At 67.3% G+C, this 24,984-nt stretch carries 23 protein-coding genes; 8 read left to right on the forward strand and 15 right to left on the reverse strand.

Annotation, left to right across the window (positions count from 1 at the left end):
* Nucleotides 1-143: 143 nt before the first annotated feature.
* Complete coding sequence (locus HB677_RS09070; RefSeq protein ID WP_213815375.1) at nt 144-1,061, reverse strand: LysR family transcriptional regulator; 918 nt, start codon at nt 1,059-1,061, stop codon at nt 144-146.
* A 72-nt stretch (nt 1,062-1,133) separates the two neighbouring features.
* Between HB677_RS09070 and HB677_RS09075 the strand changes: the two genes are divergently transcribed.
* Nucleotides 1,134-2,108 carry a DMT family transporter gene (locus HB677_RS09075; RefSeq protein WP_213815376.1) on the forward strand — a complete coding sequence of 325 codons (975 nt, stop codon included), beginning with the start codon at nt 1,134-1,136 and terminating at the stop codon, nt 2,106-2,108.
* 40 nt (nt 2,109-2,148) lie between these two features.
* Here HB677_RS09075 and HB677_RS09080 read toward each other — a convergent pair whose 3' ends face one another.
* The 4 genes from HB677_RS09080 to HB677_RS09095 form a co-directional block, all read right to left on the reverse strand.
* Complete coding sequence (locus tag HB677_RS09080) at nt 2,149-3,612, reverse strand: MFS transporter (protein ID WP_213815377.1); 1,464 nt, start codon at nt 3,610-3,612, stop codon at nt 2,149-2,151.
* 233 nt (nt 3,613-3,845) lie between these two features.
* On the reverse strand, nt 3,846-6,170 hold the full coding sequence (purL, locus tag HB677_RS09085; RefSeq protein ID WP_213815378.1) for a phosphoribosylformylglycinamidine synthase subunit PurL: 2,325 nt from the start codon (nt 6,168-6,170) through the stop codon (nt 3,846-3,848).
* A gap of 216 nt (nt 6,171-6,386) precedes the next feature.
* A complete protein-coding gene (locus HB677_RS09090; protein ID WP_213815379.1) occupies nt 6,387-6,938 on the reverse strand; it encodes a hypothetical protein in 552 nt (183 codons plus the stop codon).
* 567 nt (nt 6,939-7,505) lie between these two features.
* Nucleotides 7,506-8,225, reverse strand: a complete 720-nt coding sequence (locus tag HB677_RS09095) for an SDR family oxidoreductase (RefSeq protein WP_213815380.1) — start codon at nt 8,223-8,225, stop codon at nt 7,506-7,508.
* A 132-nt stretch (nt 8,226-8,357) separates the two neighbouring features.
* Between HB677_RS09095 and HB677_RS09100 the strand changes: the two genes are divergently transcribed.
* From HB677_RS09100 to HB677_RS09110, 3 genes are all read left to right on the forward strand, one after another.
* Entirely contained in the window at nt 8,358-8,789 is a 432-nt protein-coding gene (locus tag HB677_RS09100; RefSeq protein WP_213815381.1) for a MerR family transcriptional regulator, read from the forward strand.
* Between the two features lie 104 nt (nt 8,790-8,893).
* Nucleotides 8,894-10,102, forward strand: coding sequence for a mechanosensitive ion channel family protein (locus tag HB677_RS09105; RefSeq protein ID WP_213815382.1), 1,209 nt, complete (start codon nt 8,894-8,896; stop codon nt 10,100-10,102).
* A gap of 257 nt (nt 10,103-10,359) precedes the next feature.
* A complete protein-coding gene (locus HB677_RS09110) occupies nt 10,360-11,532 on the forward strand; it encodes an alcohol dehydrogenase catalytic domain-containing protein (RefSeq protein ID WP_213815472.1) in 1,173 nt (390 codons plus the stop codon).
* Between the two features lie 265 nt (nt 11,533-11,797).
* Here the strand turns inward: HB677_RS09110 and purQ are convergent, their stop codons facing one another.
* The 4 genes from purQ to HB677_RS09130 form a co-directional block, all read right to left on the reverse strand.
* Entirely contained in the window at nt 11,798-12,493 is a 696-nt protein-coding gene (gene purQ, locus HB677_RS09115) for a phosphoribosylformylglycinamidine synthase subunit PurQ (protein ID WP_213815383.1), read from the reverse strand.
* Nucleotides 12,493-12,765: a phosphoribosylformylglycinamidine synthase subunit PurS gene (gene purS / locus HB677_RS09120; RefSeq protein ID WP_213815384.1), complete on the reverse strand. Its 273-nt coding sequence runs from the start codon at nt 12,763-12,765 to the stop codon at nt 12,493-12,495. Before purS ends, purQ begins: the two co-directional genes overlap by 1 nt.
* A 128-nt stretch (nt 12,766-12,893) precedes the next feature.
* Complete coding sequence (locus HB677_RS09125; protein WP_213815385.1) at nt 12,894-13,565, reverse strand: nucleoside/nucleotide kinase family protein; 672 nt, start codon at nt 13,563-13,565, stop codon at nt 12,894-12,896.
* Nucleotides 13,565-14,461, reverse strand: a complete 897-nt coding sequence (locus HB677_RS09130) for an SGNH/GDSL hydrolase family protein (RefSeq protein WP_213815386.1) — start codon at nt 14,459-14,461, stop codon at nt 13,565-13,567. Before HB677_RS09130 ends, HB677_RS09125 begins: the two co-directional genes overlap by 1 nt.
* A gap of 119 nt (nt 14,462-14,580) precedes the next feature.
* On the opposite strand from HB677_RS09130, the gene HB677_RS09135 reads away from it, so the two are divergent.
* Entirely contained in the window at nt 14,581-15,213 is a 633-nt protein-coding gene (locus tag HB677_RS09135; RefSeq protein ID WP_213815387.1) for a hypothetical protein, read from the forward strand.
* An 11-nt stretch (nt 15,214-15,224) separates the two neighbouring features.
* Here HB677_RS09135 and HB677_RS09140 read toward each other — a convergent pair whose 3' ends face one another.
* The 5 genes from HB677_RS09140 to purD all read right to left on the reverse strand — a co-directional run bounded on the left by HB677_RS09140 (nt 15,225) and on the right by purD (nt 21,241).
* Entirely contained in the window at nt 15,225-16,097 is an 873-nt protein-coding gene (locus HB677_RS09140; protein ID WP_213815388.1) for a VOC family protein, read from the reverse strand.
* A 60-nt stretch (nt 16,098-16,157) separates the two neighbouring features.
* Nucleotides 16,158-18,020: a DUF4012 domain-containing protein gene (locus tag HB677_RS09145; protein ID WP_213815389.1), complete on the reverse strand. Its 1,863-nt coding sequence runs from the start codon at nt 18,018-18,020 to the stop codon at nt 16,158-16,160.
* A 3-nt stretch (nt 18,021-18,023) separates the two neighbouring features.
* Nucleotides 18,024-18,665 (reverse strand): hypothetical protein, encoded by a 642-nt coding sequence (locus HB677_RS09150; protein WP_213815390.1) that lies wholly within the window; start codon nt 18,663-18,665, stop codon nt 18,024-18,026.
* Nucleotides 18,666-19,142: 477 nt separating this feature from the next.
* Nucleotides 19,143-20,003: a phosphoribosylaminoimidazolesuccinocarboxamide synthase gene (locus HB677_RS09155; RefSeq protein WP_213815391.1), complete on the reverse strand. Its 861-nt coding sequence runs from the start codon at nt 20,001-20,003 to the stop codon at nt 19,143-19,145.
* Nucleotides 20,003-21,241 (reverse strand): phosphoribosylamine--glycine ligase, encoded by a 1,239-nt coding sequence (gene purD / locus HB677_RS09160; RefSeq protein ID WP_213815392.1) that lies wholly within the window; start codon nt 21,239-21,241, stop codon nt 20,003-20,005. Before purD ends, HB677_RS09155 begins: the two co-directional genes overlap by 1 nt.
* 144 nt (nt 21,242-21,385) lie before the next feature.
* On the opposite strand from purD, the gene HB677_RS09165 reads away from it, so the two are divergent.
* The gene (locus HB677_RS09165; RefSeq protein ID WP_213815393.1) at nt 21,386-21,748 is read left to right on the forward strand and encodes a sterol carrier family protein; all 363 of its coding nucleotides are present in this window, start codon (nt 21,386-21,388) and stop codon (nt 21,746-21,748) included.
* 38 nt (nt 21,749-21,786) lie between these two features.
* Nucleotides 21,787-22,188 (forward strand): hypothetical protein, encoded by a 402-nt coding sequence (locus HB677_RS09170; RefSeq protein WP_213815394.1) that lies wholly within the window; start codon nt 21,787-21,789, stop codon nt 22,186-22,188.
* A 56-nt stretch (nt 22,189-22,244) separates the two neighbouring features.
* Here HB677_RS09170 and purF read toward each other — a convergent pair whose 3' ends face one another.
* A complete protein-coding gene (purF, locus tag HB677_RS09175) occupies nt 22,245-23,705 on the reverse strand; it encodes an amidophosphoribosyltransferase (protein ID WP_213815395.1) in 1,461 nt (486 codons plus the stop codon).
* Nucleotides 23,706-23,826: 121 nt separating this feature from the next.
* Between purF and purM the strand changes: the two genes are divergently transcribed.
* Nucleotides 23,827-24,921 (forward strand): phosphoribosylformylglycinamidine cyclo-ligase, encoded by a 1,095-nt coding sequence (gene purM / locus HB677_RS09180; protein ID WP_213815396.1) that lies wholly within the window; start codon nt 23,827-23,829, stop codon nt 24,919-24,921.
* Nucleotides 24,922-24,984 lie beyond the last annotated feature (63 nt).

Raw genomic sequence — 24,984 nt, forward strand, 5'->3', positions numbered from 1 at the left:
CTACTGAGCGACAACGTGACCCAGAGTCCGCAGCTGAGTGCAATTGCGCAGAACTTCCTCATCTGGCGAAAAGGGCGGGGCCTCAGCGCGCTGCTGACGCCAGGCTTGGAGTGCACTGTGGTGGCGGGCCTGGAGCGCTCTGACTAGGCGGCGGGCCGGTCGTGGATGAGGCCGGTCGCGATGGCCCTGATGTGTGACAGGACGGTCGCGACGGTGGCGCGCTCGAGTGTTTCGGGTCGGGCAAGGCAGTCGATGTAACGACCGAGGCCGGGCGACGAGAGCGGGCGGAGCACCAGCTCCGGGTGGTCGCGCAAGTCGGTCGTGTACCGCGGCATCAGGGCAACACTGCCGCTCGCGGAGATGACGGCGGCGGCGAGGGCGAAGTCATTGATCCGGTGGATGATCCGGGCCTCGCTGCCACCGATGCCGGCAATCACGGTGATGGCTTGCTCGAGCGGGAATCCCTCGTGCACCGCCACCCACTCCGCATCGCGAAGGTCGGCCGGTTCGACCGAGGATTGCGCCGCCAGGGGATGGTCGCGGCGGACGGCGATATCCAGGGGCTCGAACAGCAGCGGTTCGACGCGCACGGACGTCGGCCACGGCGGGCTGCCGACCAGGCGATGCGCGAGGACGAGGTCGTGATCGGGCGTGAGGGACGGGAACGCCTCCTGGGCCACGTCGAAGTCGGTCAGTCGCACCTGCGGCTGGTCGCGCCCGGCTGTTGCGGCGATCAGTGGGCCGAAGAGCGCGAGACCTGCGCTGTGGAAGGCCGCGACCGATACGGCGCCGGAGAGGTCGCCCTGAAAACTCGCCACCGCCTGGCCCGCGCGCTCGAGCGCCACCTCGACGTCGATGGCTGCTGCGGCGAGAGCCCGCCCGGCGTCGGTGAGGGCGGTGCGGCGTCCGCTCTTGAACGTCAACGGCGCGGGCGACTGGCGTTGCAGGGCGCTGATCTGCTGGGAGACCGATGACGGCGTGACGTGCAGAGCCGCGGCGACGGCGGCAATGCTGCCCCGATCGCCCAACTCCCTCAACGCGCGAAGCTGACCCTGTTCCATAAGTTCAAACTAAACCATGCGTCACAAAACTGCTGTCTTGTCTAAATGCCGAGCACGCCCGACGATGGGGGAGTGACCACACTCCTGACCAGATTCCGCGTCGATATCCTTCTGCTTCTTGTCGCCGCGTCGTGGGGGTCGACCTACCTCGTTGCCAAGGAGCTGGTGACCCCGAATTCCGGGGTCGCGCTCCTTGCCGTCCGCATGGTGCTCGCCGCGGTGGTCATGGGCGCGATCGTGGGCGCTCGCCGTAACCGCGTGACCGCCGCCGAGCTGCGGGTCGGTGTAGTGCTGGGAACCCTGCTGGCCGCAGTCTTCGCGTTCGAAACGTTCGGCATCGCGCACACCTCCGCGACCAACGCCGGGCTCATCATCAGCCTGACCATCGTGTTCACGCCGATCCTCGACTCCGTCGTCTCCGGTCGTCGGCTGCCGGGCCGATTCTTTGTCGCCGCGCTGATCGCGGTGATCGGAGTGGCCCTGCTCGCGGGCAACGGCGCCCTCCGTCCGCCCGGTCTCGGCGATCTGCTCGTGCTCGTCGCGGCCGTCATTCGCGCCGTCCATGTCACCACGATGCACAGGCTGACGGCCGGTAAGCCGATGGACTCGCTGCACCTCACCACGGTGCAGCTGGCCACCTGCGCGGCACTATTCTCCGTGGCATCCACTGTTTCCGGCGACTCAATCCCGCACTTTCTGTCGCGTCTCGACCCGGGGCGCGGGACGCTCTTTCTCTACCTCGTGCTGGTCTGTACGGTGTTCGCGTTCTTCGTGCAGACCTGGGCGGTGCGACGCACGTCGCCGTCGAGGGTCAGCCTGCTGCTCGGAACCGAGCCCATCTGGGCAGCTGTCATCGGGGTAGCCATTGCCCATGACAGCGTCACCGCCGCGGGGTTCTGCGGTATCGCCCTGATCCTCGCCGGCACGGCGTGGGGTCGCTCGATCGAGCAGCGTCATCGGCTCGCGGCTCTCGCGGCTCTCGTGGCTCTCGCGGACGACGCATCCGACCGGTCAGGTCACCACCCGGTCGCGGTGCCCGGGGAGTAGGGCGCCCTCGTCCGACAGTGCCGAACGAGGGCCGCCGTGCTTACTGGCCCGGCTGCGTCGGGATGCTGGATGTCTCGTACCGCGGCTCATGACGCGGAAGGAAGAACCCGAACACGGCGCCGGCGGCTCCGATGATGGCGCCCAGGACGAAGATCAGGTGGAACGCGCCCCCGGTGGGGATCACGATTCCGCCCGTGCTCGTGACACTGGACGCGAGGATGACCCCGGCCAGCGTCGCCGCGATGGTGGAGCCGAGCGTGCGCATGACCGAGTTCAGGCCGTTGGCTGCCGCGGTCTCTGACGCGGGAACTGCGCGCATGATGAGCGTCGGCATGGCGGCGTAGGCAAATCCCACGCCGAAGCCCACGAGGGTGGCGATGAGCACGATGTGCCAGATCTCGTGATCGAGGAACAGCGCGAGGATGTAGGCGACAGAGATGATCGAGCTGCCGAGGATCAGGCTGGTGCGGGGCCCTCGGGTGGCCGAGAGCTTCGCGGCGGTCGGGGAGAGGAAGAACATCACCAGTCCGCTGGGCATCAGGCAGAGGCTCGCCACGATGAGGGAAACGCCGAGTCCGACTCCCGTGACGGTCGGGGCCTCGAGCAGCACCGGCAGGGTTGCCGCGGTGATGAAGAATCCGAAGCCGACGCAGATCGAGGCGAGGTTGGTCAGCAGCACCGGGCGGCGGGCAGCGACCCTCAGGTCAACGAGCGGGTTGGAGGTGCGCAGCTCGAAGAAACCCCAGATCAGCAGCACCACGACACCGCCGATGGCGAGCACGAGGGTTCCCGGCGAGGTCCATCCCCACTCGTGACCCTTCGAGAGTGCGAGCAGCAGGCCCACCAGGCCAATCGCAAAACCCACGGCGCCGACGTAGTCGAAGCTGCCCCCGGTGCGCAGTGTGCTCACGGGGATGATGGTCAGCACCGCGACGAATGCGACGACCGTCAGCAGGGCCGCGAGCCAGAACAGAAAATGAAAGTCGAGGTTCTGCGCGATGACGGCCGAGACGGGCAGGCCGACGGCCCCACCGACACCCAGCGTCGCGCTCACCAGCGCAATGGCGCCGCCGAGGTTCTTCGGGTGAATGATGTCGCGCAGAATGCTGATACCGATCGCGATGGCGCCGAGCCCGATGCCCTGCAGCACGCGGCCGGCGATCATCGGGATAACGGTGTTCGAGAGCGCGGCTACGATAGAGCCGGCGAGCATGAGGCCAATGAGCAGCAACAGGATGCGGCGCTTGCCGTACATGTCGCCCAGGCGTCCGCTGATCGGCGTCGTGATGGCGGCGGCCAGCAGCGTGGATGTCAACACCCACGAGGCATCCGCCGACGTCGTATTCAACAGGGCGGGCAGCTGCGGCACGATCGGGGTCACGAGGGTCTGCATGAACGCGGCGATCAGGCCGGTGAAGGCGAGCGTCGAGATCATCACCCGGTCGCTGGGCTTGCGCGTCAGGCGCTTGCGTTCGGGGTGCGGATCTTCAGGTACAGAGGTCATGCGGCGGAGCCTTTCGGGGTGCAGAACGCCACGACACTGGGACGAAAGGGGGGAGTTCAAAGCAGTCACGGTCAACGACTCGTACGGGAGCCGGACAGCTGCGGAGGACTCTCCCACTCTAAGGCCGCGGACCCTCGAAAGTTGCACGCGCTGCACATATTGCGCAGAAATGAAGAACCCGGCACGCCGCATCCGAGAAGTGGATGCCTCGTGCCGGGCTCTCGACGTGGGTGCTACTGGCCGATGACCGCGCCAAACCGCTCGCTCATCGTCGCGCGGTGCGTGCCGCGCAGCTCATCGAGCGAGATGGTGAACAGGTCCTGGATCTCGAGCGCCGGCGTCTGCGCGTCGGTGACTCCGATGCGCAGGACGGGGTATCCGCGGCCCTCGCACAGCCCCTGGAACTTGACGTCTTCCTCGCGCGGGACGCTGACGATCACGCGGCCGGTCGACTCGCTGAACAGTGCTGTCGCGGCGTCCACGCCGTCACGTTCCATGATCTCGCCGAGCCAGATGCGGGCTCCGACGCCGAAGCGCATCGTGGCCTCGGCCAGCGACTGCGCGAGCCCGCCGTCGGCAAGGTCGTGGGCGCTGGCGATGAGGCTTTGCTCGCTGCCGGCCGCGATGAGCGACGCGAGGCGCTGCTCGGCGCCGAGGTCGACGGCCGGGGGACGGCCGCCGAGGTGGTCGTGGATGACTCCTGCCCAGGCCGAGCCGTCCAGCTCGAGCTTGGTCGTGCCGAGGAGGTAGATGTTGTCGCCCTCGTCCTGCCAGCCGGACGGGATGCGCTTGGCAACGTCGTCCATCACGCCGAGCACGGCGATGACGGGGGTCGGGTGGATCGGCACATCGCCGGTCTGGTTGTAGAAGCTGACGTTACCGCCCGTGACGGGGATCTCCAGCTCGAGGCATCCGTCGCTCAAGGCCTCGACGGTCTTGCTGAACTGCCACATGACCTCCGGGTTCTCGGGGGAGCCGAAGTTGAGGCAGTCGCTGACGGCGACCGGGGTCGCTCCCGTGACGGCGACGTTGCGGAAGGCCTCCGCGAGGGCGAGCTGCGCGCCGACGTAGGGGTCGAGCTGGCAGTAGCGTCCGTTGGCGTCGGTGGCGACGGCGAAACCGAGACCGGACTCCTCGTCGACGCGGACCATGCCGCCGTCGTCGGGGAAGCTCAGGGCGGTGTTGCCCATGACGTAGGTGTCGTACTGATTGGTGATCCAGCTCTTGTCGCTGAGGTTGGCGCTGCCGAGAAGGCGAAGGGCCTGCTCGCGCAGGGCCGCGCCCTCGGTCGGGCGCACGAACTTGGAGGCGGAATCGGCCTGCAGCGCTTCGATCCAGGTGGGGTAGCTGACCGGACGGTCGTAGACCGGGCCGTCGATCGCGACGGTGCGCGGCTCGACATTGACGATCTCTTCGCCGTACCAGTTGATGATGAGGCGGCCGGTATCGGTCACTTCGCCGAGCACGCTGGTCTCGACATCCCACTTCTTGACGACGGCGAGGAAGCCGTCGAGCTTCTCGGGAGTCACGATCGCCATCATGCGCTCCTGGCTCTCGGACATCAGGATCTCTTCGGCCGTCAGGCTCGGGTCGCGCAGCAGCACCTTGGACAGCTCGATGAACATTCCACCGTCACCGTTCGAGGCGAGCTCGCTCGTCGCGCAGCTGATGCCGGCGGCGCCCAGGTCCTGGATGCCCTCGACGAGGTCCTGCGCGAACAGCTCGAGGCAGCACTCGATGAGCACCTTCTCGGCGAACGGGTCGCCGACCTGAACCGCGGGGCGCTTGGTCGGGCCGCCTGCAGAGAAGGAGTCGGAGGCAAGAATGGATGCCCCGCCGATACCGTCTCCGCCGGTGCGGGCCCCGAACAACACGACCTTGTTGCCCACGCCGCGGGCATTGGCCAGGTGCAGGTCTTCGTGGCGAAGCACGCCCACGGCGAGTGCGTTCACGAGCGGGTTGGCCTGGTAGACCGAGTCGAAGTAGGTCTCACCGCCGATGTTCGGCAGCCCAAGGCAGTTGGCGTAGAAGCTGATGCCGCTGGTGACGCCGTGCACGACACGGGCGGTGTCGGGGTGGTCGATGTCGCCGAAGCGCAGGGCGTCCATGACGGCGACCGGGCGAGCGCCCATCGAGATGATGTCGCGCACGATGCCGCCGACGCCGGTGGCTGCGCCCTGGAACGGCTCGATGTAGCTGGGGTGGTTGTGTGACTCGATCTTGAAAGTGACGGCCCAGCCTTCACCGACGTCCACGACGCCCGCGTTCTCGCCCATGCCCACCATGAGGTTCTTCTTCATCTTGGGCGAAACCTTCTGGCCGAACTGGCGCAGGTAGTTCTTGCTCGACTTGTACGAGCAATGTTCGCTCCACATCACGGAGTACATCGCCAACTCACCGCTGGTGGGGCGGCGCCCGAGGATCTCGCGGATGCTCGCGTACTCATCTGCCTTCAGACCCAGAGCGCCGTAGGGCTGCTCCCGATCCGGCGTTGCCTGAGCGTTTGCGACGGTGTCGGGCGCAGCTGTGCTGGCCCCAAGACTGGTGGGGGTACTCACGAGGGAGAGGGCTCCTGTATCGAGGGTGTGCCGGAAGCCCCAATTCTAGTCGAGTGCGCTCCCGGCGGTACGGGATGGCCCATCGTGCCCATTCGGCGCAAAACCCACGACGCGGCCCGCGCGCGCGTTGCCTGCCGTCCGCATCCATCGAAGGAGCAAAGATGGTCTGCATCTCACCGGATCAACGACCATCTGCGCTCCTTCGGTGCAATTTCGTCAACCGGGCCACCCACCGCGGCGTAGTGCTCGCGTGACCCTTGCCACCACGTCATCGGGAGCGCCAAAGAGAGCTGCCTTTCTGACCCGCACCGTGCTCCACCCCTCCTCATTGAAGCGTTCGATGCGCGTGATGTCCTTGTTGTACTGGAACGCATTCGTGCGATGGTGGTCGCCGTCGTACTCAATCAACGTGCGCCAGAGCCTGTAGACCAGATCGCCCCGCCCCAGCAACCTTCCGTTGGCATCCCGAATCTCGACGTTTATTTCCGGCTCCGGCAGGCCGGCGCGAACCAGTAGCAAACGCACCAGGGTCTCTGGTCGCGATTCAGATCCTTGGCGGAGCATTCGCAGCGCGGCATCCGCATCCCGGGTACCCCGCACATGCGACGATGCCACGGCTTGCGCGAGTGCTTCGATGCTGGTGTGGGGCCTGAGGTCGTGGGGGTCGAGAACGACAGGGTCGAGGATGAGATGGTCTCCGGCGACCACAAGTTCGTCGAGCGGAAGGGAACTCGCCATGCTGAGCCATGTTGTCGGTGCGTCGCTCACCGGCAATCCAAACCTCCACGTGATTCGGGCGAGGTGCGGTTCAATTCGGTGGCCAACAACCCCCGCCCTCCGAGGGGCTCCGGACTGATGGGGGCCAGTGACGTGGAGCGGTTCCGTGGGGCCCGATCGAGTGGGGAGCGGGCAACCCCAGAGGCGGGCGGCCGTCACATGACTGAAAAACTGCCCCGGCTTGAGGAGCGGCAGGTAGGCGCGGCAACGGTCGACGATCAGGGCCAGTTCGGTCGGCTGTGCTGCCGGTGGGCGCATTTGGGGTGACGGGGGAACGCGCAGGCCGTAAAACGGCCGACCGAATTTCGGGTTGCGAAGTTGGCCTCGGGTGATGCCGGCGCCAATGGCGTCACCAACGGTGAAGGGAACAGCACGGAACTCCGGGGGCAATCGATCACGAGGAGACATCTGGCTAGCGTGCAGCGAGTACCGGACGCGCTGCCGCACCTGTACACAGGCATGCCGAGGATGCATCGAAGGAGCAGAGATGGTCGCTGTGGCAAGACCATGGCGACCATCTTTGCTCCTTCGATCGAGCGGAGCGCGTCAGTCGGCTGGCTAGCCGAGCAGCTGCGCCATCTTGGCGTAGAACTCTGCGGGGTCTCCGGCGAGGGAGGCCTTCACCATTGCCGTCCAGTCGTCGACGATCACTTCGATCGAGCCGGTGGCAAGGCCGTCAAATGACAGACGCGGGACGTCGCGAGGGTCGATCTTGGGCCCGTCGTACCCGGCGGTGAGGTCGGTGTCCGCGGCGCCGAGCAGCACACCCTGCACGAGCGTGCCCTGGCCAGCGAGCTCGCCGCGCACGCCATTGGTCATGTTCCACTCGGCCGCCTTTGCCGCGGCGTAGGAACCCCCGGTAGAAGTCGAGAACCACGACAGCGCTGACAGCACGTTGACGATCGCTCCGCCGCCGTTGGTGGCGAGGATCGGCGCGAACTCGCGAATGACGCCGAGCGTTCCCCAGAAGTGGGTGTCCATCTCGCGGTGGATCTCTGCGAGATCGCCGGTAATGAGGGAGGCGCCCGTCGAGATGCCCGCGTTGTTCACGAGCAGGGTCACGTCCTGGGCAGCCGCGGCTGCCGCCGTCACCGACGCCGGGTCGACGAGATCGAGCCGCAGCGGCACCACGCGGCTGTCTTCGAATGCGAGCTCCTCGGGGCGACGCGACGTGGCGTAGACCTTGCTCGCCCCGCGATCGAGCAGCTCAAGGACGAACTGACGGCCGATGCCGCGGTTGGCTCCGGTGACGAGGGCGATCTGGTCGGTGACGATCATGTGTTCAGGCTTTCTGTAGTCGTTCTGTGTGGGCTGCCGGGCGCGGGCGCACCGGCGAGGGCTACGCTAAACGTTGACGTTGACGTTAAGGTCAAGTCGTAAGCGAAACTGCAAAGAGAAGGAGTCCGTCTGATGCGGATTGGCGATGTGGCGCGGCAGGCCGGAGTGAGCACCAGGGCCCTCCGCTACTACGAGGAGCAGGGCCTGCTGTCCCCGGAGCGCACCGCCAGCGACCAGCGCACCTACGCCGAGTCCGCGGTCGAGCGTGTGCGGCTGATCCAGCAGTTCTTCACCGCCGGGCTGTCCAGCCGCACGATCCTGCAGCTGCTGCCGTGTATCGAGAGCGCAACGGCGTCGCCCGAAGTGTTCGAGGTGCTGGCCGCCGAGCGCGACCGGATCAGCGCCGCGATGGCTGACCTCGAGGCGGCACGTGGAGCACTCGACCACATGATCCACATCGTCAGCCATCCGACGCCGGAACACTGCCCCGCGCTGCGCACGACCCCGTGGGGTCCGTACGACGCGGTGGCGGAGGCCGGTGCTGCTGCTGTGAGCCAGCGATGAATCCCCTTGCCGGTTGCCGCAAAGTGACGCGCGCGCCACGGGCGAGTTTGGGCGCGGAGTCATCCGCCACCTAGCCTTGAAGCACGCCGATGGGATGGGGCCTCATGTTCGAGTGGAAGTCATGGCTTGGGTTGGCGGTCGCGGTCGCGATCGCTGTTGTCGCCGCGCTGATCGTCATCGCGTTTATCGCGCTGATCGTGCGGGGTGCGGCCCGCCGCCGCGAGTGGCCCGGTGCGCTCGCCAGCGGTGCCCGCCACCCGTTCCGGCTGCTGATCGTGCTGATCGCCGCGTGGAGCGCAGTCACCGCGACCCTTCCCGATGAGGAGTGGCGCGCGGGCCTCAACCACACCTTCCTCATCGCCGTCATCGCGACGGCAGGGTGGCTTGCCGCCCGGCTGATCGCCTTCGCGGCAGGACTCGGGATGGCGCGCTACCGCACCGACATCCCCGACAACAAGGTCGCCCGCCGCATGCAGACCCAGCTCGCGCTGGTGCGTCGGCTGGGTGTCGTCATCGTCGCGGTGCTCACCTTTGGATCAATCCTGCTGACGTTCCCGGGTGTGCAGGCGCTCGGCACGAGCCTGCTTGCCTCGGCCGGCCTCGTCAGTATCGTGGCCGGTCTCGCCGCCCAGTCCACCCTTGCGAACGTCTTCGCCGGGGTGCAGCTGGCCTTCAGCGACGCAATCCGCGTTGACGACGTCGTCATCGCCCAGGGCGAGTGGGGCCGCATCGAAGAGATCACGCTGACCTACGTCGTCGTGCACATCTGGGATGACCGCCGCATGGTGCTCCCCTCCACGTACTTCACGACCACGCCCTTTGAGAACTGGACGCGCAACAGCAGCGAGCTCCTCGGCTCGGTCGAGCTCGACCTCGACTGGCGCGTCAGCCCGGTCGCCATGCGCCAGGAACTCGCGGACATCCTCACCCGCACCACCATCTGGGACGGCCGCGCCTCTGTGCTGCAGGTCACCGACGCCGTCGGCGGCTTCGTGCGCGTGCGCATCCTCGTGACCGCGATCGACGCACCCACGCTGTTCGACCTGCGCTGCTTCGTGCGCGAAGAGATGATCGAGTGGATCCAGTCGCAAGACGAGGCCGCAATCCCGCGCACCCGCGTGCAGACGGTCACCGAGAGCCCGCGTCCCAAGCAGAAGGTCAAGGAACAGGCCGCGCACACCGACCAGATCGGCCTGTTCACGGGCACCGCCGAGGCAGAAGAGCGCGCCAACCAGTTCACGCAGGCGATCCCGATCATCACCCAGTCGATGCCCATCATTGAAGTGGATGACCCGCCCGCTGCAAAACCGTAGGCGGGCGCACCCCGCCTCGCCCCACCCAGCCCACCCCAGGCACCGCCCGCCTCGCGCCGACCCACCCTGGCACCGCCCGCCAGCCCAGCCCTCCGCCCCAGCGCACGACCGACACCCCCCGTTTACCGCGAGTTCAGTGACGTGGACTTAGCTAAACCGTTAACCGGACGGTGCGACCGGTGACAACGTCGGCGTGGATTTGATCGGGGGAGCAGAGGCGCGTTCTCAATTGGATCCCGCCGACGGGACTCGTGACCATGCCTAGGCGGGCGACCCTGCCCCACCCCGGGCAGTTCGAATTCACCCCTCCGGCCTTTGCCATGGCGTGGCCCGGCACCGGCCGCGCACACGAACTCGTCGCCATCCCCCACGTGAAGCTTGAAACCGGGGACGTCCTCGTCGCCATCGAGCTGGCCGCCATCTGCGGGTCGGACGTGCGCACCACCGCCGGCCATCGCGTCCCGCCCGCGCCCGCTCCGTCGGTGCTCGGCCACGAACGCATCGGCCGCGTCGTCGCGATCGGCGGCGGAGCCCGCGTGAAAGCCGTCGATGGCCGCCCGGTCGAGATCGGTTCCCGCGTCGCATGGTCGGCCATCGCCCCCTGCGGCAAGTGCTACCGCTGCAAGGCAGGTCTCAGCTCCACGTGCCTGACCCTCAAAGAATATGGACATGAGCGGATGGCCCGGGGCTGGGAGCTCTCGGGAGCCTTCGCCTCCCATTCCCACGTCCTCGCCGGTACCGGCATCGTGTTGCTCGGAGACGAGCTGCCTGCCGCCGTGGCCGTTCCCGTGTCCTGTGCGACCGCGACAGTGGTGGCCGCGCTCGAGGCGGCACAGAAGACCGTGTCCCTCGCCGGGGCGACCGTGGTGATCACGGGCGCGGGCGTCCGCGGGCTCACGGCTACCGCCATGGCGACGGACGCCGGTGCCCGGGTCGTCGTGAGTGACCCCGACCCCGAGCGTCGTGCCCTCGCCCTGAGCTTCGGTGCCGTTGCGGTCGCGGACCCGCTCGCGACATCCGCTTCCCGCTACAGCCTGGCGAGCGTGTTGCGGTCCCTGGGCGTGCAACGGTCGCGGGTGACGATCGGGCTGGAGATGTCGGGAGCGAACCTGGCCGTGCGTCCGCTCGTGGATGCGGTGGATGTCGGGGGCGTTGTGGTGCTCGCGGGTGCGCAGAAGTCCGGGGCGGAGAAGGCGGCGGCCGAGGTCAGCATCGACCCGCGGCGGATCGTGTCGGGGCTACTCACGGTGACGGGCGTGCACAACTACTCCCCGCGGCATCTGCAGGCAGCGGTCGACTATCTGCAGGGCGCGTGGCAGCGCTGGCCCTTCGCGGGCCTGGTCGGCGAGGTGCTCCCGTTGCTGAGCGTCGACGAAGCGATCGAGCTCGCGGCGATGGGCAGCGCGCCCCGCATCGGTATCGCGCCGTAGGGGTCGCGCCCCCCCCCGGTCGGCAGCGCCCCGGGGCCGCGCCCAAGCGTCGCGCCGCCCGGGAGAACCCATCCGGGCCCCTTCGGCGGGGTTATGGCGCCGCGGTACGCCATTCCTCCTCGAAGGAGCACAAATGGTTGTGATCCGGCGCGCGAGACAACCATTTCTGCGCCTTCGATGCTCTTATGTCAAGAGATGCCGGCTGGCGGGACTGTGCTCGGCGGAATCCCGCCTGTCCAGAGCCCCGCGAGGCACGGAATTACGCCTACGCGGTAACGAAGGAGCGGATGACGCTGGTGAAGAAGCCCAGCCCGTCGGTGCCGGATGCCATCGCGGCAGCGGTGTCGGGGCCAAAGCCCTCCTCGACCGCGTGCTCGGGGTGGGGCATGAGGCCGACCACGTTACCGGCGGAGTTGGAGACACCCGCGATGTCGTTCATCGAGCCGTTGGGGTTGATGTCCACGTAGCGGAACACGACCTGGCCCTCGCCCTCGACGCGGGCGATGGTCTCCGCGTCTGCGACGTAGCGGCCGTCGGCGTTCTTCAGCGGGATGATGATCTCGGCGCCGGTGGAGTACTCGTTGGTCCAGGCGGTCGACGCGTTCTCGACGCGCAGCTTCTGGTCACGGCGGATGAACTGCTGGTGCGCGTTCCGCGTGTGGGCGCCCGGGACGAGGCGCGCCTCGGCGAGCATCTGGAATCCGTTGCAGATGCCAAGTACCGGAACACCCTTGTTGGCAGCGTCGATGACCTCGGCCATGATCGGGGCGTGGCTGGCAATGGCGCCGGCCCGCAGGTAGTCGCCGTAGCTGAAACCACCGGGAAGGATGACGGCGTCAACACCCTGCAGGTCGTGGTCGCCGTGCCAGAGGGCAACGGGAGTCGCACCGGCAACACGCACGGCACGCTGGGCATCGCGATCGTCGAGCGATCCCGGGAAGGTGATGACTCCGACGCGCATTACGCGGACACTGCCTCGACGGCGACACCGTCGACGGTGATCTCGACGACGTCCTCGATGACCGAGTTGGAGAACATGTCCTCGGCGAGCTCGCGGATCTCGGCGATCGTGCTGGCGTCAACCGTGCCATCGACGACGACCTCGAAGCGCTTGCCGATGCGGACGGAGGAGAACTGGGACTTACCGAGACGCGCGAGTGCGCCGCCTACGGCCTTGCCCTGCGGGTCGAGCAGTTCAGCCTTGGGCATGATCTCGACGACGATTGTAGGCACGAAATACTCCAAAAAATTTGGCAGTCGGTGGATGCGGCCAGTCTACCTGAGCGGCAGTATCCCCCGCCGGGTCGCTGTAGCCCGGTCCGCGGGTGATCGCGGCCGCCGCGATTGCCGCCCCGGCCGGGTCAGTGCAACAGGCGGATGACGTGGTCCGCGCTCGCCGCGGTGCCCTCGATCAGCCGCGCGTTGGCCTCGTCTGGTCCGAGCGACCACTCCAGCGCGGCATCCGGAGTCTTTCCATACCTGACATGCCGCTCGATGAGACGCTGCTGCCGAATCGCGGGGTCGACATCCACGTAAAAGGTGACGTCGAGGTGGGGCGCGACGTACTCCCAGCCGTCGGTATCGAGCAGCAGGTAGTTGCCCTCCACGACGACGATGGGCGTGGCGGCATCGATCGCGATGGCGTCGGGCACTGCCTCCTCGATGGTTCGGTCGAAGCCCGGGGCCAGCACGCGGTCGGCGGGAGCGCCCGTCGCGGTGCCTCCGTCGGAGCTGGCTCCGGATTCCCACCCCGCCAGCGCCGTGAGCACCCGCAGAAAGCCGGGCACATCGAACGTGTCGGGCGCCCCCATGCGCTCGCGCCTGCCCAGCTCGACGAGGCGCGCCTGCGGCAGGTGAAAGCCATCCATCGGAAGCAGCGTGGCGATCGGTCCCAGACGCTCGACCACGAGGGCGGCGACGGTCGACTTGCCCGCGCCGGGAGGTCCGACGATGCCAACGATGGTGCGCGAAGCGGATGCCCCGGCCGTCGCGATCACGTCGGCAACTTCTTCGACCGTGGACAGTGTGGTCATCACGCCACCGCCCCATCATCGGCGGGGGTGCCCAGTGTCGTGGCGGCCCCGGGGGTCCCGTGCGCTGCGGGAGTGGCGGCCGCTGCGGGCGCCGTAGTCGCGGCCGGCTGGGCCGCTGCGGTCGCCGTGGTCGCGGCCGGCGGGATGATCCCCGCGTCTTCGAGGGCGAAGTGCGCCCAGTCGCGGTATCCGCTGGAGCTGGGGTGGAACCGGTCGCTGGCGAAGAACCCCGCTGTGTAGGGAGGCGGAGGTGGGGACATCCGCACCCCCGGTTCCTGCTCGACCACAGCGCGGGCGGCGTTCTCGAGCGACATCGAGTGCAGGTAGAGCGTGCGGCGCAGCGGGTCGGGCAGCGCCTCGAAGCGGAAGAACGCGGGCAGGCTCGACACGAGAATCGTCGCGGTCGGACTGGCGGCGCGCAGGCGGCGCAGGATGGTGCGGATGTCCCGGCGGAAGGCACCCCGCGTGCGCAGCCCGAGCGCATCGTTGGCCCCGATGCTCAGGAAGATGAAGTCGTATCGGTCCAGGGTGGCCGGACCAATGAAACGGTGAGCGATGTCCCACGACGTGGCGCCGTTCTCGCCGATCGCCCGCCAGGTGTACGGGCGACCGCTGTCGGCGGTGAGCGCGCGGGCGAGGTGGCCGGGGAGCGCGTCATCCTGGGTGTCGGCGCCCACGCCGGCGGCCGTCGAATCGCCGAGCACGAGGATCCGCAGCGGGGTGACCTTGCTCGAGGCCGGAGCGTCGGTGGCGGATGCGCCGGTCCACGGCTGCGCCGCGTCAGGCAGGCGGGGGATGACCCTGCGCATTCGCCGCGCCTGTGCGAGCAATACCGGCGCCTGCAGGGCCGCGACCACGAGGCTCCACCGTGGGTCGATCGTCGGCGCATCACTCATGCAGTGGAGTTTATCGAGCCGGTGTTCCGTTCACGCAGCTATTCCTGTCCTCGAGAAGTCATGGAGGAAGAGAGCGACCAGCCGGGATAGGGTGACGTTTATTCACGGATGGGGGATCCATGGCTCGACGTTCACGGCTGGTTCTGACATTGACCCTTTCGGTCATCGGACTCGGCGTCGTTGCGGCGTCGGTCGTGGCGGTCGTCGCGAACCAGCCCCCGCTCGCGCGGGGCGAGAACGGCCTCGTCGTGCCTCGTGCCGACCGCGGCGATGCGGCGGATATCGCGGCGCTGCGGGCTTCCGTCCCCGCCATGCTCGCCGTCGAGACGTCAATGGGACGCACCGACGTGGCGCTCTCGCACGAAAGCCAGCAGGCACAGTACGACTACGCGGTCTCGCCCGAGGGACAGCGCGAGCGGCGGAAGTTGCTCGCCACCGTTGCCACGCCCCGGTTTGTCGCCAGCGACAGTCTCGAGTGGGATGCGGGCATGGCTGACAACAGGCCGGGTGGCACGTTTACCGATTGGACGTCCAACCGCTTCGAGGCCACGAGATGGGATGGCGTCGTCGTTGACGGTGACACCGCCACCGTCGTGGTGGTCGGCAAGAACTGGTTCTATGACGACGACCGTGGTGGATGGACATCCACGCCCAGGTCGCAGGATGTGATCACGCTCGTGCGGGATCCCTCGGCGGAATACGGCTGGCTCATCGACGCCCGTTCCAGTGCGGACGTCGACAGCCCCGCCTAGCCGCCAACGGGTCAGGAGGCTGTTGTCACCCGGATCAGGTTCGCCCACGGGTCATCGAAGGCAACGGTCTGACCATCGTCGCGCGTGCTGACGCCGAAGTGGGACATCCGCTCGGTCAACGCTCCCAGGTCGTCCGCGGAGGGCACGACGATGTCGACCTGTCCGAGGCCGAGGGTGCGCTGGCGGCGGCCGGCACCGCGGCTGTTCCACACGTTCATTGCCATGTGGTGGTGATACTTGCCGGCGCTGACGAACAGCGCCTGTCCCGGAATCTCGATCGTCGACTCGAAGCCGAGGCGGTCGATGTAGAACTCGCGGGCGCTGGCGGTGTCGCCGACGGAGAGGTGCACGTGACCGACGACGGCGCCACCGTCGACCGGGTTGGCGATGAGTTCCTCGGTGATGTTGTCCTGGATGAACTGGTTGGGGTCGAGGTAGATGGTGGCCATCTCGATGACGCCGTGGGTCCAGCTCCACAGCGAGCGGTCACGGTCCCAGTAGAGCTCGACGCCGTTGCCCTCGGGGTCGTTGAAGTAGAAAGCCTTGCTCACGAGGTGGTCGGCGCTGCCGGTGAAGCTGCCGGGGTACTGCCGCGCTACCGAGTAGAGAACTGCCGCGAGTGCGCGCTCGGAGTCGAACAGGATGGCGGTGTGGAACAACCCGGCCTGACCTGGAGCGGCGTGCTTCAGCTCCGGCGCGTACTCGAGGATCATCACGGTCGTGGCGCCGCGCCCGAGCGTGGTGCTTCCCGCGCCCTCGGAGAGCACCTGCAGTCCCACCGCGTCGCGGTAGTACTTCGTCATGGCGTCGAGGTCGGCCACCAGTAGCGTGACCGGACCCATGGCCGTGTCGGCAGCGAGCAGGTTCTCGGAATTCGTGTTCATGGTTGTCCCAACAACTAAAACACCGAGTCTAATTCCCCGGCGGGCCTTCTGGCCAGAGATTCATTCGACCGGGCAGGGCGCGACCGTGGCCGCTGTCACCTTGGGGTCGTTGAGCAGCGGGGACAGCAGCACCGTGGGGGTGCCGGTCATCGCCTTGCCGGTAGACGGCTCGACCGACGGTTCCAGCCACTTGACCGTGAAGACGCGGGTCTGACCGGGTGCCATTTCGACCGGTTCGAGAACGAGAACGCGATCACGTTCGACGGCCTCGGTGGCCGACTCGAGCTCGCCGTCGAGCGCCAGCCCGTTCTCCTCCGCGCCGACGGGAAGGTAGACGCTGAGGTATTCGCGGTTCGAGCCGACGGCGCGGGGCACTCCGTCGAGGTTCTGGTCTCCCCGGGGCGTGACGTAGATCGGCAGTCCCGCGGGCGCGGAGTTCGTCAGCGTGACGGTGAGGGTGGCATTGCGGGCAGGAGCGCCTCCGGAATCGGTAGCGCCGCAGCTCTGCAGGGCGTAATCCACGGTGGTGTGGAGGTACGCCTCGAGCTTGTTGCCACCGCCGTTGTTGATGGCCACGACCGCGGTCGGGCCGAACGTGGTGGGAACGATGCCCCCGACATCCGCTTTCACAATGAGTTTTTCATCGTCGGCGTTGCTCGACCACATCAGCATGCGGTCGGTGGTGGTGCTGGAGAACGCCGACGTCACCATCGATGAGAAGTTCAGCTTGCCCGTGCTGATGCGCGTAAACACCTGGCCGATGAGTTCGCTGACGACGGCGTCCTTTTCGGCGACATCGGGGAAGGCGGCGTAAATGTCTTTGGACAGGAACGACTCCGCGTTCTGTGGTGTCACCTCGTAGCCGCGCACGGTGATGGCGCCGGTCGCGGCGATGAGGGTCTGCACGACGCCCTGGCCGATGGTCACGACACCGTCGATGGTCTGGCCGGTGAGCTTCTTCCAGCCGTTCTGCGCGAGCTGGCCGGTGTACGGGAAGTGGGCGGACGTGTTCATGTCGAGCCACTGGGTGGCGTCGTTTCCCCAGAAGTTGACGAATTCCTCGGGGAGTCCGGTCTGTGGCACCGGGTCGTTGGCCGCCAGCACGTCGTTGCTGCCGACCTTGTGCATCACGAGCTTGCCCCGGTCGGTGGTGAGGGAGGCCCAGGCGCTGATGAGTCCGCCGGTGCCGCGGGCCTCACTGAGGTTCTGGAAGATCACGAGCCAGTCGCGCTGGCCGGACTCGCCGAGGAGGATCGGCAGGGCGCGAACGATGGGCGAGAACTTGGACAGCCCGGCGCTGGCCGCGGTCAGGCCGGTGTCCAGCTTGGCCACGGCATCGCCCAGTTGACTGACCAGGCCGGAGCGGTCGATGCCGGCGATTGTCTTCTGTCCTGCGTCGAGCGCGTCGGACAGGGAGGTGACACCGTCGGCGAGGGACGCAACGGCGGTGATATCGATGCGTCCGTCGGTGCCGACGAGGCCCGATTCGAGCTTCGGGAGTACGGCGACCAGCGGGGCCGCGGCGGACGAGATGTTCGCGGCCGTGCGGGAGACGGAGGTCAGCGCCGATACGTCGTCGCCGAGAAGGGGGAGAGCGGATGCCGCGGCGAGCATGGGGTCTCCGGCGGCGGAGGCAGAGTCACTCGCAAGCCGGTCGATTTCGCGCAGATCCGCGGCAACGGCGGAGATGTCACCGGCGCGGGCGTGGGCGCCCACCGAATCGGCGAGGCTGACTATCTTCTGCAGGGGGGCGGCGACCGCGTAGCCGCGAGCGCCGGTGTAGACGATGAGTACGGCGACCACAACGATCGCGATGATCCAGGCGCGACGATGCCGGTGGCGCGGCTTCTGGCCGCTATCGGGGGAAAGAAGAGGGACGGCGTCGGAGTCCGACGGCCGTCCCTCTGTGGCGCTTGAGGTCAAGAGTTACTTGAAGGTGACCTGCGTGGCGTTGCTGACTGCTCCGCTGAACTGCGCGTCACCGGTGATGATGCGTACCGCGTAGGTGCCCTTGCCGAGCTTGAACGAGTACGAGTACTTGCCATTGGACTCGGTGCGGATGGTCTTGATCGTCTGGTACGCCGTCTTGGCCGTGCGAACCTGAACCTTCACGACGACGAAGCCGGTCGACCGGGGAGCGGTCACGGCTGCACCGGTGATGGTGGCCTTCGCGTTCTTCTTCACGGTCGAGGCGGTGGCCTTGGCGGAGAGGCCGGCGACGATCTTGCCGACGGTGATCTCGGTGACGAGCGTCCTGTCGGTCTCGACGCCGCTCCGGATGCGGGCGGCGAGTGTGTACTCACCGGCGAGTCCCGGGGCGCGGAACGTGGCGGTCTTGCCACCAACACCGTTGGCGACGACGCGGCCGTCGACGGCGTACTGCACGATGGCGCCGGACTGCACGTTGTTCAGCTTGACGGGAACGACACTGGAGGCGACGAGGCCGGTGGTCTTGACGCTGATGACGGGGTCAATGCCGACCGGGTACGCCGAGGCTGCGGTTGCGGCACCGAGAACGAGGGCAGCGCCCGCGACCGTAGCGGTGATGATTGTGGTGAGCTTCTTCAACTCGACTCCCTTGATGTTGTGACCTGCGCCCTCACGAATTGGAGCTCGCAGGACAAAACGAAAATGATGCGTCCGTCAGGACGGACTCCCACCAGTGATGGGACGGAGTGTGCACGGCTAACAGGTGTCGTGATGCCCCCACCAGAGAGTAGCCGGTCGGGGGTCATACTCCGCGACATATTTCAGGAAAAGGCTACGCAATCTCGCGATTTAACCTGGCCGTCACAAACTATGACACGCGGCGTAACAAATGTACCCCGATGGGCAGCGTTGCTGACTCCACCTCGCGTTGAGAGGGCGCACGCAAAGGGCCCCGACCGCAGTGCGATCGGGGCCCTCCCCGGTGAATTACGAACGGTGGATAGCCATTCGGGTTAGCGTCTCCACCATCCATAAGAAGATTCGGCGTGGGCCCGAAATCGGATTGGGAGATTTACTACCGGATTATGGAAATCACCGTGATTGCCACAGTGCGGCTCAGGACGTGAGTCGCGCGATCAGTTCTCCGTAGCGCGCAGCGGTCTGCGCGACGATGTCGGCCGGAAGCTCGGGAGGGGTTCCCGTCTTGTCCCAGTTCGCCGACAGCCAGTTCCGCACGATCTGCTTGTCGAAGCTCGCGGTGCGGTCGCCCGACGCGTAGACGGCGGCATCCCAGTAGCGGCTGCTGTCGGAGGTGAGTACTTCGTCTCCGAGAGTGAGCGTGCCCGCATCATCCCCGAACTCGAACTTGGTGTCCGCGAGGATGACGCCGCGCGCCTCGGCGATGTCGGAGGCCTGCGTGAAAATCCGAAGGGAGGCATCGCGCAGGGCGACGGCGATGTCTTCTCCCACGATCTCGACAGTTCGCTCGAACGAGATGTTCTCGTCGTGCTCACCGAGAGGAGCCTTCCATGCAGGGGTAAAAATGGGTTGCGGCAAGCGATCACCGTCGGCGAGACCGGCCGGCAGCGCGATGCCGCACACGCTCTGGGTTGCCTGGTATTCGAGCCATCCGCTTCCCGACAGGTAGCCGCGAACGACACACTCGATCGGGTACATGTCGAGCGTCTTGACCAGCATCGACCGGGCGGCGACCGAGGCGGGAACAGCGGATGCCTCGGCGGCGGTCGCCAGATGGTTCGGCGTATCCGCGAGCTGGCCAAACCACCAGACGCTCAACGACGTGAGAAGTTCGCCCTTGCCCGGGATCGGCGGCTCGAGCAGGTGGTCATAGGCGCTGACGCGGTCGCTGGCGACCATGAGAACCCTGTCGGGGTGCTCGGGGCTGCGGTACAGGTCGCGCACCTTGCCGGAATAGACGTGGTCCCATCCGGGAAGGTCGACGTGATCGATGGCCATTACGCGACCCGCTCGGCGATGTCGGTGCGGTAGTGACTGCCCTCGAGGTGAATGTGCTCGAGTGCGGCGTACGCCTTGACCCGTGCCGCGGCGAACGTGTCACCAAGGGCGACCACGCTCAGAACGCGTCCGCCGGTGGCGATGAATCCGCCGTCGGCGTTGGCGGTCGCGGCGTGGGCGACGGTGACATCCCGGACGGCGTCGAGACCGGTGATGGGGCGACCGGTAATCGGATTCTCGGGGTAGCCCTCGCTGGCGAGGACCACCGTGACGGCGACCTCATCGGAGAACTTCGGGTACGGCTGCGATCCCAGCCCGCCGGTCGCGGCGGCGTAGAGCAGGCCGCTGAGTGGGGTGACGAGGCGGGGAAGAACGACCTGCGTCTCGGGGTCACCGAAGCGCGCATTGAACTCGATGACGCGGATGCCGCGGGAAGTCAGGATGAGTCCGCAGTAGAGGAGCCCGATGAAGGGCTTCTGCTCGGCCGCGAGCTGGCGGATCGTGGGAAGCGCGATGGTGTCGATGACCTCGTCGACGAAGCCCTCCGGGAGCCACGGCAGCGGCGAGTAGGCGCCCATGCCTCCGGTGTTGGGGCCCTCGTCGCGATCGTAGGCACGCTTGTAGTCCTGTGCGGGAGACAGCGGAACCACGTTGTGTCCGTCGCTGAGCAGGAACAGCGACACCTCCTGGCCGGCGAGGAACTCCTCCACCAGCACGCTGCCGTGCTGCAGCCAGTACTCGGCGTGCTCGAGAGCGGCCATGCGGTCGGGGGTGACGAGAACGCCCTTGCCGGCCGCCAGGCCGTCGGCCTTGACGACGTAGGGGGCACCGTACTCGTCGATGGCGGTCTCGGCCTCGACGAGTGTGCCGGCGCGGGTGGCGCGACCGGTGGGCACGCCCGCTTCGTCCATGATCCGCTTGGCGAAGGTCTTGCTTCCCTCGAGGGCAGCGGCAGCCTTGCTCGGGCCGAACACCGCGATGCCGCGCGTGCGTAGCTTGTCGGCGACCCCGGCGACGAGCGGGGCTTCCGGCCCAATGATCACCAGTTCGATCTCGTTGTCGATCGCGTATCCCGCGACGACATTGCCGTTGGTCGGGTCGAGCGCGACGACGGGCACGGCCGCAGCGATGCCGGCATTGCCGGGTGCCGCCGTGATCTCGTGGCCGGCGTTTTCGCTCAGCAGGGACGTGATGATGGCGTGCTCGCGAGCACCGGAGCCGAGAACAAGAATTCGCACCTGCATAGGTTAGCGGCGCGGGATGCGCAGCGGCGCTGAAACCTTCACCGGCGACGGCACGCCGGCCGCCGAGCGAAGACCAGCCCGGCGGCGGCGACGCGACGGTCCGACCGGCGGCCCCGTGCGACGGTCTACCGTTGACTCATGGCACGCGCACGGATCGCAGACGACGTTGGCTCCTCGAGTGTTCGCGCGGCGCTGGCCGGCGGCGCCGACCGGGAGACCACGGCGATGGCCGTGCGGTACACCCTGCAGCTGCTCGCCGAGAAGGCGGAGGGCAACACCGTCGAGGTACGCGTTCCTCCGTTCGGTGCGGTCCAGGCCATCGAGGGACCCCGCCACACGCGCGGCACTCCGCCCAATGTGGTGGAGATGGATGCCACGACCTGGCTGGCCATCGCGACAGGCTCCGCGCGCTGGGCAGACGCGCTCGCCGCGGGCTCGATCGCCGCGTCCGGGCAGCGGGCGGACCTCACCGACCACCTGCCGATCTTCGTGCCGCGCTAGCAGAACCTGCCCAGTCTCCACGGTGGGAGAATAGGGGCGTGAGCAACACCGAAGAGCAGAACGAGAACGTCCGTATTCGGCGTGCCCCCAAGATCCCCGTCTTCATCATCATGGGCGGAGGTATCGGCGCGATCGTCGCGTTCATCCTGACGGCGTCACAGCCCATCGATCCCGAGATCGGCTTCGGCCCCCTGTTCGGCTACTTCGCCCTCTACGGCATCACCGGCGGCGTGCTTCTCGGAGCCGTCGTCGCCCTCCTGCTCGACTGGGCATCGTCCCGCCGCGCCCGCACGGTGTCGGCAACTGTCGTCACTACCCCCGCGGTCGAGCTGCCGGATGACCCGGCCGCCAGCTACACGGAGCCGGAGGCATACACCGCGCCCGAGGCATCCGCCCCCGATCCCGACGGTACCGCAGGCGAAACGCGCCCCGGCGACTGATCGTCCGAAACCGGACGTGCGACTGGGCGTCTGGCCGTGCGAAACGGGACGAGCGACTAGCTGAGCTGGTTGGCCTCGACCCAGGCGAGGTACTCCGGCGTGACGGTGCCCGTGACGTAGTCGCCCGTGAAGCAGCTCATCTCGAGGGCGGTGACGTTCGAGCCCTCGATGATGGCCGCCTGCATGTCGGCGACTTCCTGGTAGATCATGTGGTCGGCGCCGAGCTCGAGGGCGATCTCGGGGATCTTGCGTCCGTGCGCGATGAGCTCGCGACGGGACGGCATGTTGATGCCGTAGACGTGCGGGTAGCGGACGGGCGGAGCCGACGACGAGAAGGTCACCTTGTTGGCGCCGGCCTCGCGGGCCATCTGCACGATTTCCTTCGACGTGGTGCCGCGCACGATCGAGTCATCCACGATCAAAATGTTCTTGCCCTTGAACTCGCTGCCCATGGCGTTGAGCTTCTGCTTGACCGACTTCTTGCGCTCGGCCTGGCCGGGCATGATGAACGTGCGGCCGACGTAGCGGTTCTTGTAGAAGCCCTCGCGGTATTCGACGCCGAGCTTCTGCGCGACCTGCATCGCTGCGGGGCGGGCGGAGTCCGGGATCGGCATGACGACGTCGATGTCACCCATCGGGGCGTACTTGGCGATGGTGTCGGCCAGGCGGTCACCGAGGCGCAGGCGCGCTTCGTAGACGGAAATGCCGTTCATGACCGAGTCGGGCCGGGCGAGGTAGACGTACTCGAAGGAGCACGGGATGAGCCGGGGGTTGGCAGCACACTGGCGTGAGAACATCTCGCCGTTGCTGGCGATGAAGATCGCTTCGCCGGGAGCGACGTCGCGGACGACCTCGTAGCCGCCGTGCTCCAGCACAAGGGATTCGGAGGCGACGACCCACTCTTCTCCGACGAGGCCCTGGGCGCGACGGCCGAGGATCAGCGGGCGGATGCCGAAGGGGTCGCGGAAGGCGAGCATTCCCTGGCCGGCGATCAGCGCGATGGCGGCGTAGGAACCCTCGACGCGCTCGTGCACGCGGGAGATGGCGGCGAAGATCTGGTCGGGATCGAGGTCCGTTGTGCCGGAGACCTGCTGCTGCAGTTCGTGCGCGAGAACGTTGACCAGGAGCTCGGTGTCGCTGGAGGTGTTGAGGTGGCGGCGGTCGACGTGGAAGAGCTCCTGCGTCAGCTCGCGGGTGTTGGTCAGGTTGCCGTTGTGCACGAGCACGATGCCGTAGGGCGCGTTCACGTAGAAGGGCTGGGCCTCTTCCTCGTTCTCGGCATTGCCCTTGGTGGCGTAGCGCACGTGACCAAGACCCATGGTGCCGAGCAGCGATCGCATGTCGCGGGTGCGGTACGCCTCGCGCACCTGGCCCTTGGCCTTCTGGATGTGGAACGTGTCGCCGTCGGCCGTTGCGATACCGGTCGAGTCCTGTCCGCGGTGCTGCAGAAGGGACAGGCTGTCATACACCTGTTGGTTGACGGGGAGAGAGGAGACAATACCGACGATGCCGCACATGCGTTTGTGGGGTTCCTGACGCTAGAGAAACAAACCTCGGTCAGTCTACGGTGGCGGGTGCCGACCCCGCTTGCGTGGGGGCTCCTCCCAGCTACTCAGATATTCGGGCAGACTTGACCCCATGAGCAACAGCTACCGTGAGGCCGGCGTCGATACCGCGGCCGGAGATCTTGCCGTCGAACTGATGAAGTCGGCGGTTGCGAAGACGCACGGCCCGCTGGTGGTTGGAGGAGTGGGCGGATTTGCCGGCCTCTTCGACGTCTCGGCTCTCAAGGACTACGACCACCCGCTGCTGGCCACCTCGACCGACGGTGTCGGCACCAAGGTCGCGATCGCGCAGGCGCTCGACAAGCACGACACCATCGGCCAGGACCTCGTGGGCATGGTCGTCGACGACATCATCGTGGTGGGCGCCCGTCCGCTGTTCATGACCGACTACATCGCCTGCGGCCGGGTTGTGCCCGACCGCATCGCCACCATCGTGCGGGGTATCGCCGAGGCGTGCACCGCCACGGGAACCGCCCTGGTCGGCGGAGAGACGGCGGAGCACCCGGGACTCCTCGGGCCCGACGACTACGACGTCGCCGGCGCCGCGGTCGGCGTGGTGGAGGCAGGCCTCACGCTGGGTGCGGAGCGGGTGCAGCACGGCGACGTGGTGCTGGCGCTCGAGTCATCCGGATTCCACAGCAACGGCTATTCGCTCGTGCGCAGCATTCTTCGCAAGTCCAACACCGGCTTCAGCGACCGCTCGGAGGAGCTGGGCGGGGTCGTCGGCGAGATCCTTCTCGAGCCGACGCGGCTGTACACGAAGCCGCTGGTTGCCGTGCTCGACGAGATTCCCGGAGCGCTGCACGCGCTCAGCCACGTGACCGGTGGCGGAATGGCCGCCAACCTCGCGCGCGTGCTTCCCGTCGGATCCTGGGTCGAGGTCGACCGGGCTTCGTGGTCGCCAAACGCCGTCTTCCGCGTGCTCGCCTCGCTGGGTGGGCTCAACCTCGGTGAGACCGAGGGAACCTGGAACCTGGGCGTCGGCATGTTCGCCGTCGTCGATGCGGCCACCGCAGCCGCGGTCACGACGCTGCTCGAGTCCCACGGCATCCGCACCTGGGTCGCCGGGCACGTGTCCATGGACATCCGCGACCTCGACGGTTTCGACCAGGGCGCCAAGGGTGTCAACGGCGGAGCCGTGCGCCTCGTGGGAAGTTTCGCGAACTAGCGCACGCGAGCCCCGGCGGCGATGGTCGCCGGGCACGCCAGACAACGGTGACGTTACGGGTGG

Origin of the sequence: Glaciihabitans sp. dw_435, from assembly GCF_018449675.1 — a bacterium.
Taxonomy (GTDB): Bacteria; Actinomycetota; Actinomycetes; order Actinomycetales; family Microbacteriaceae; genus Glaciihabitans.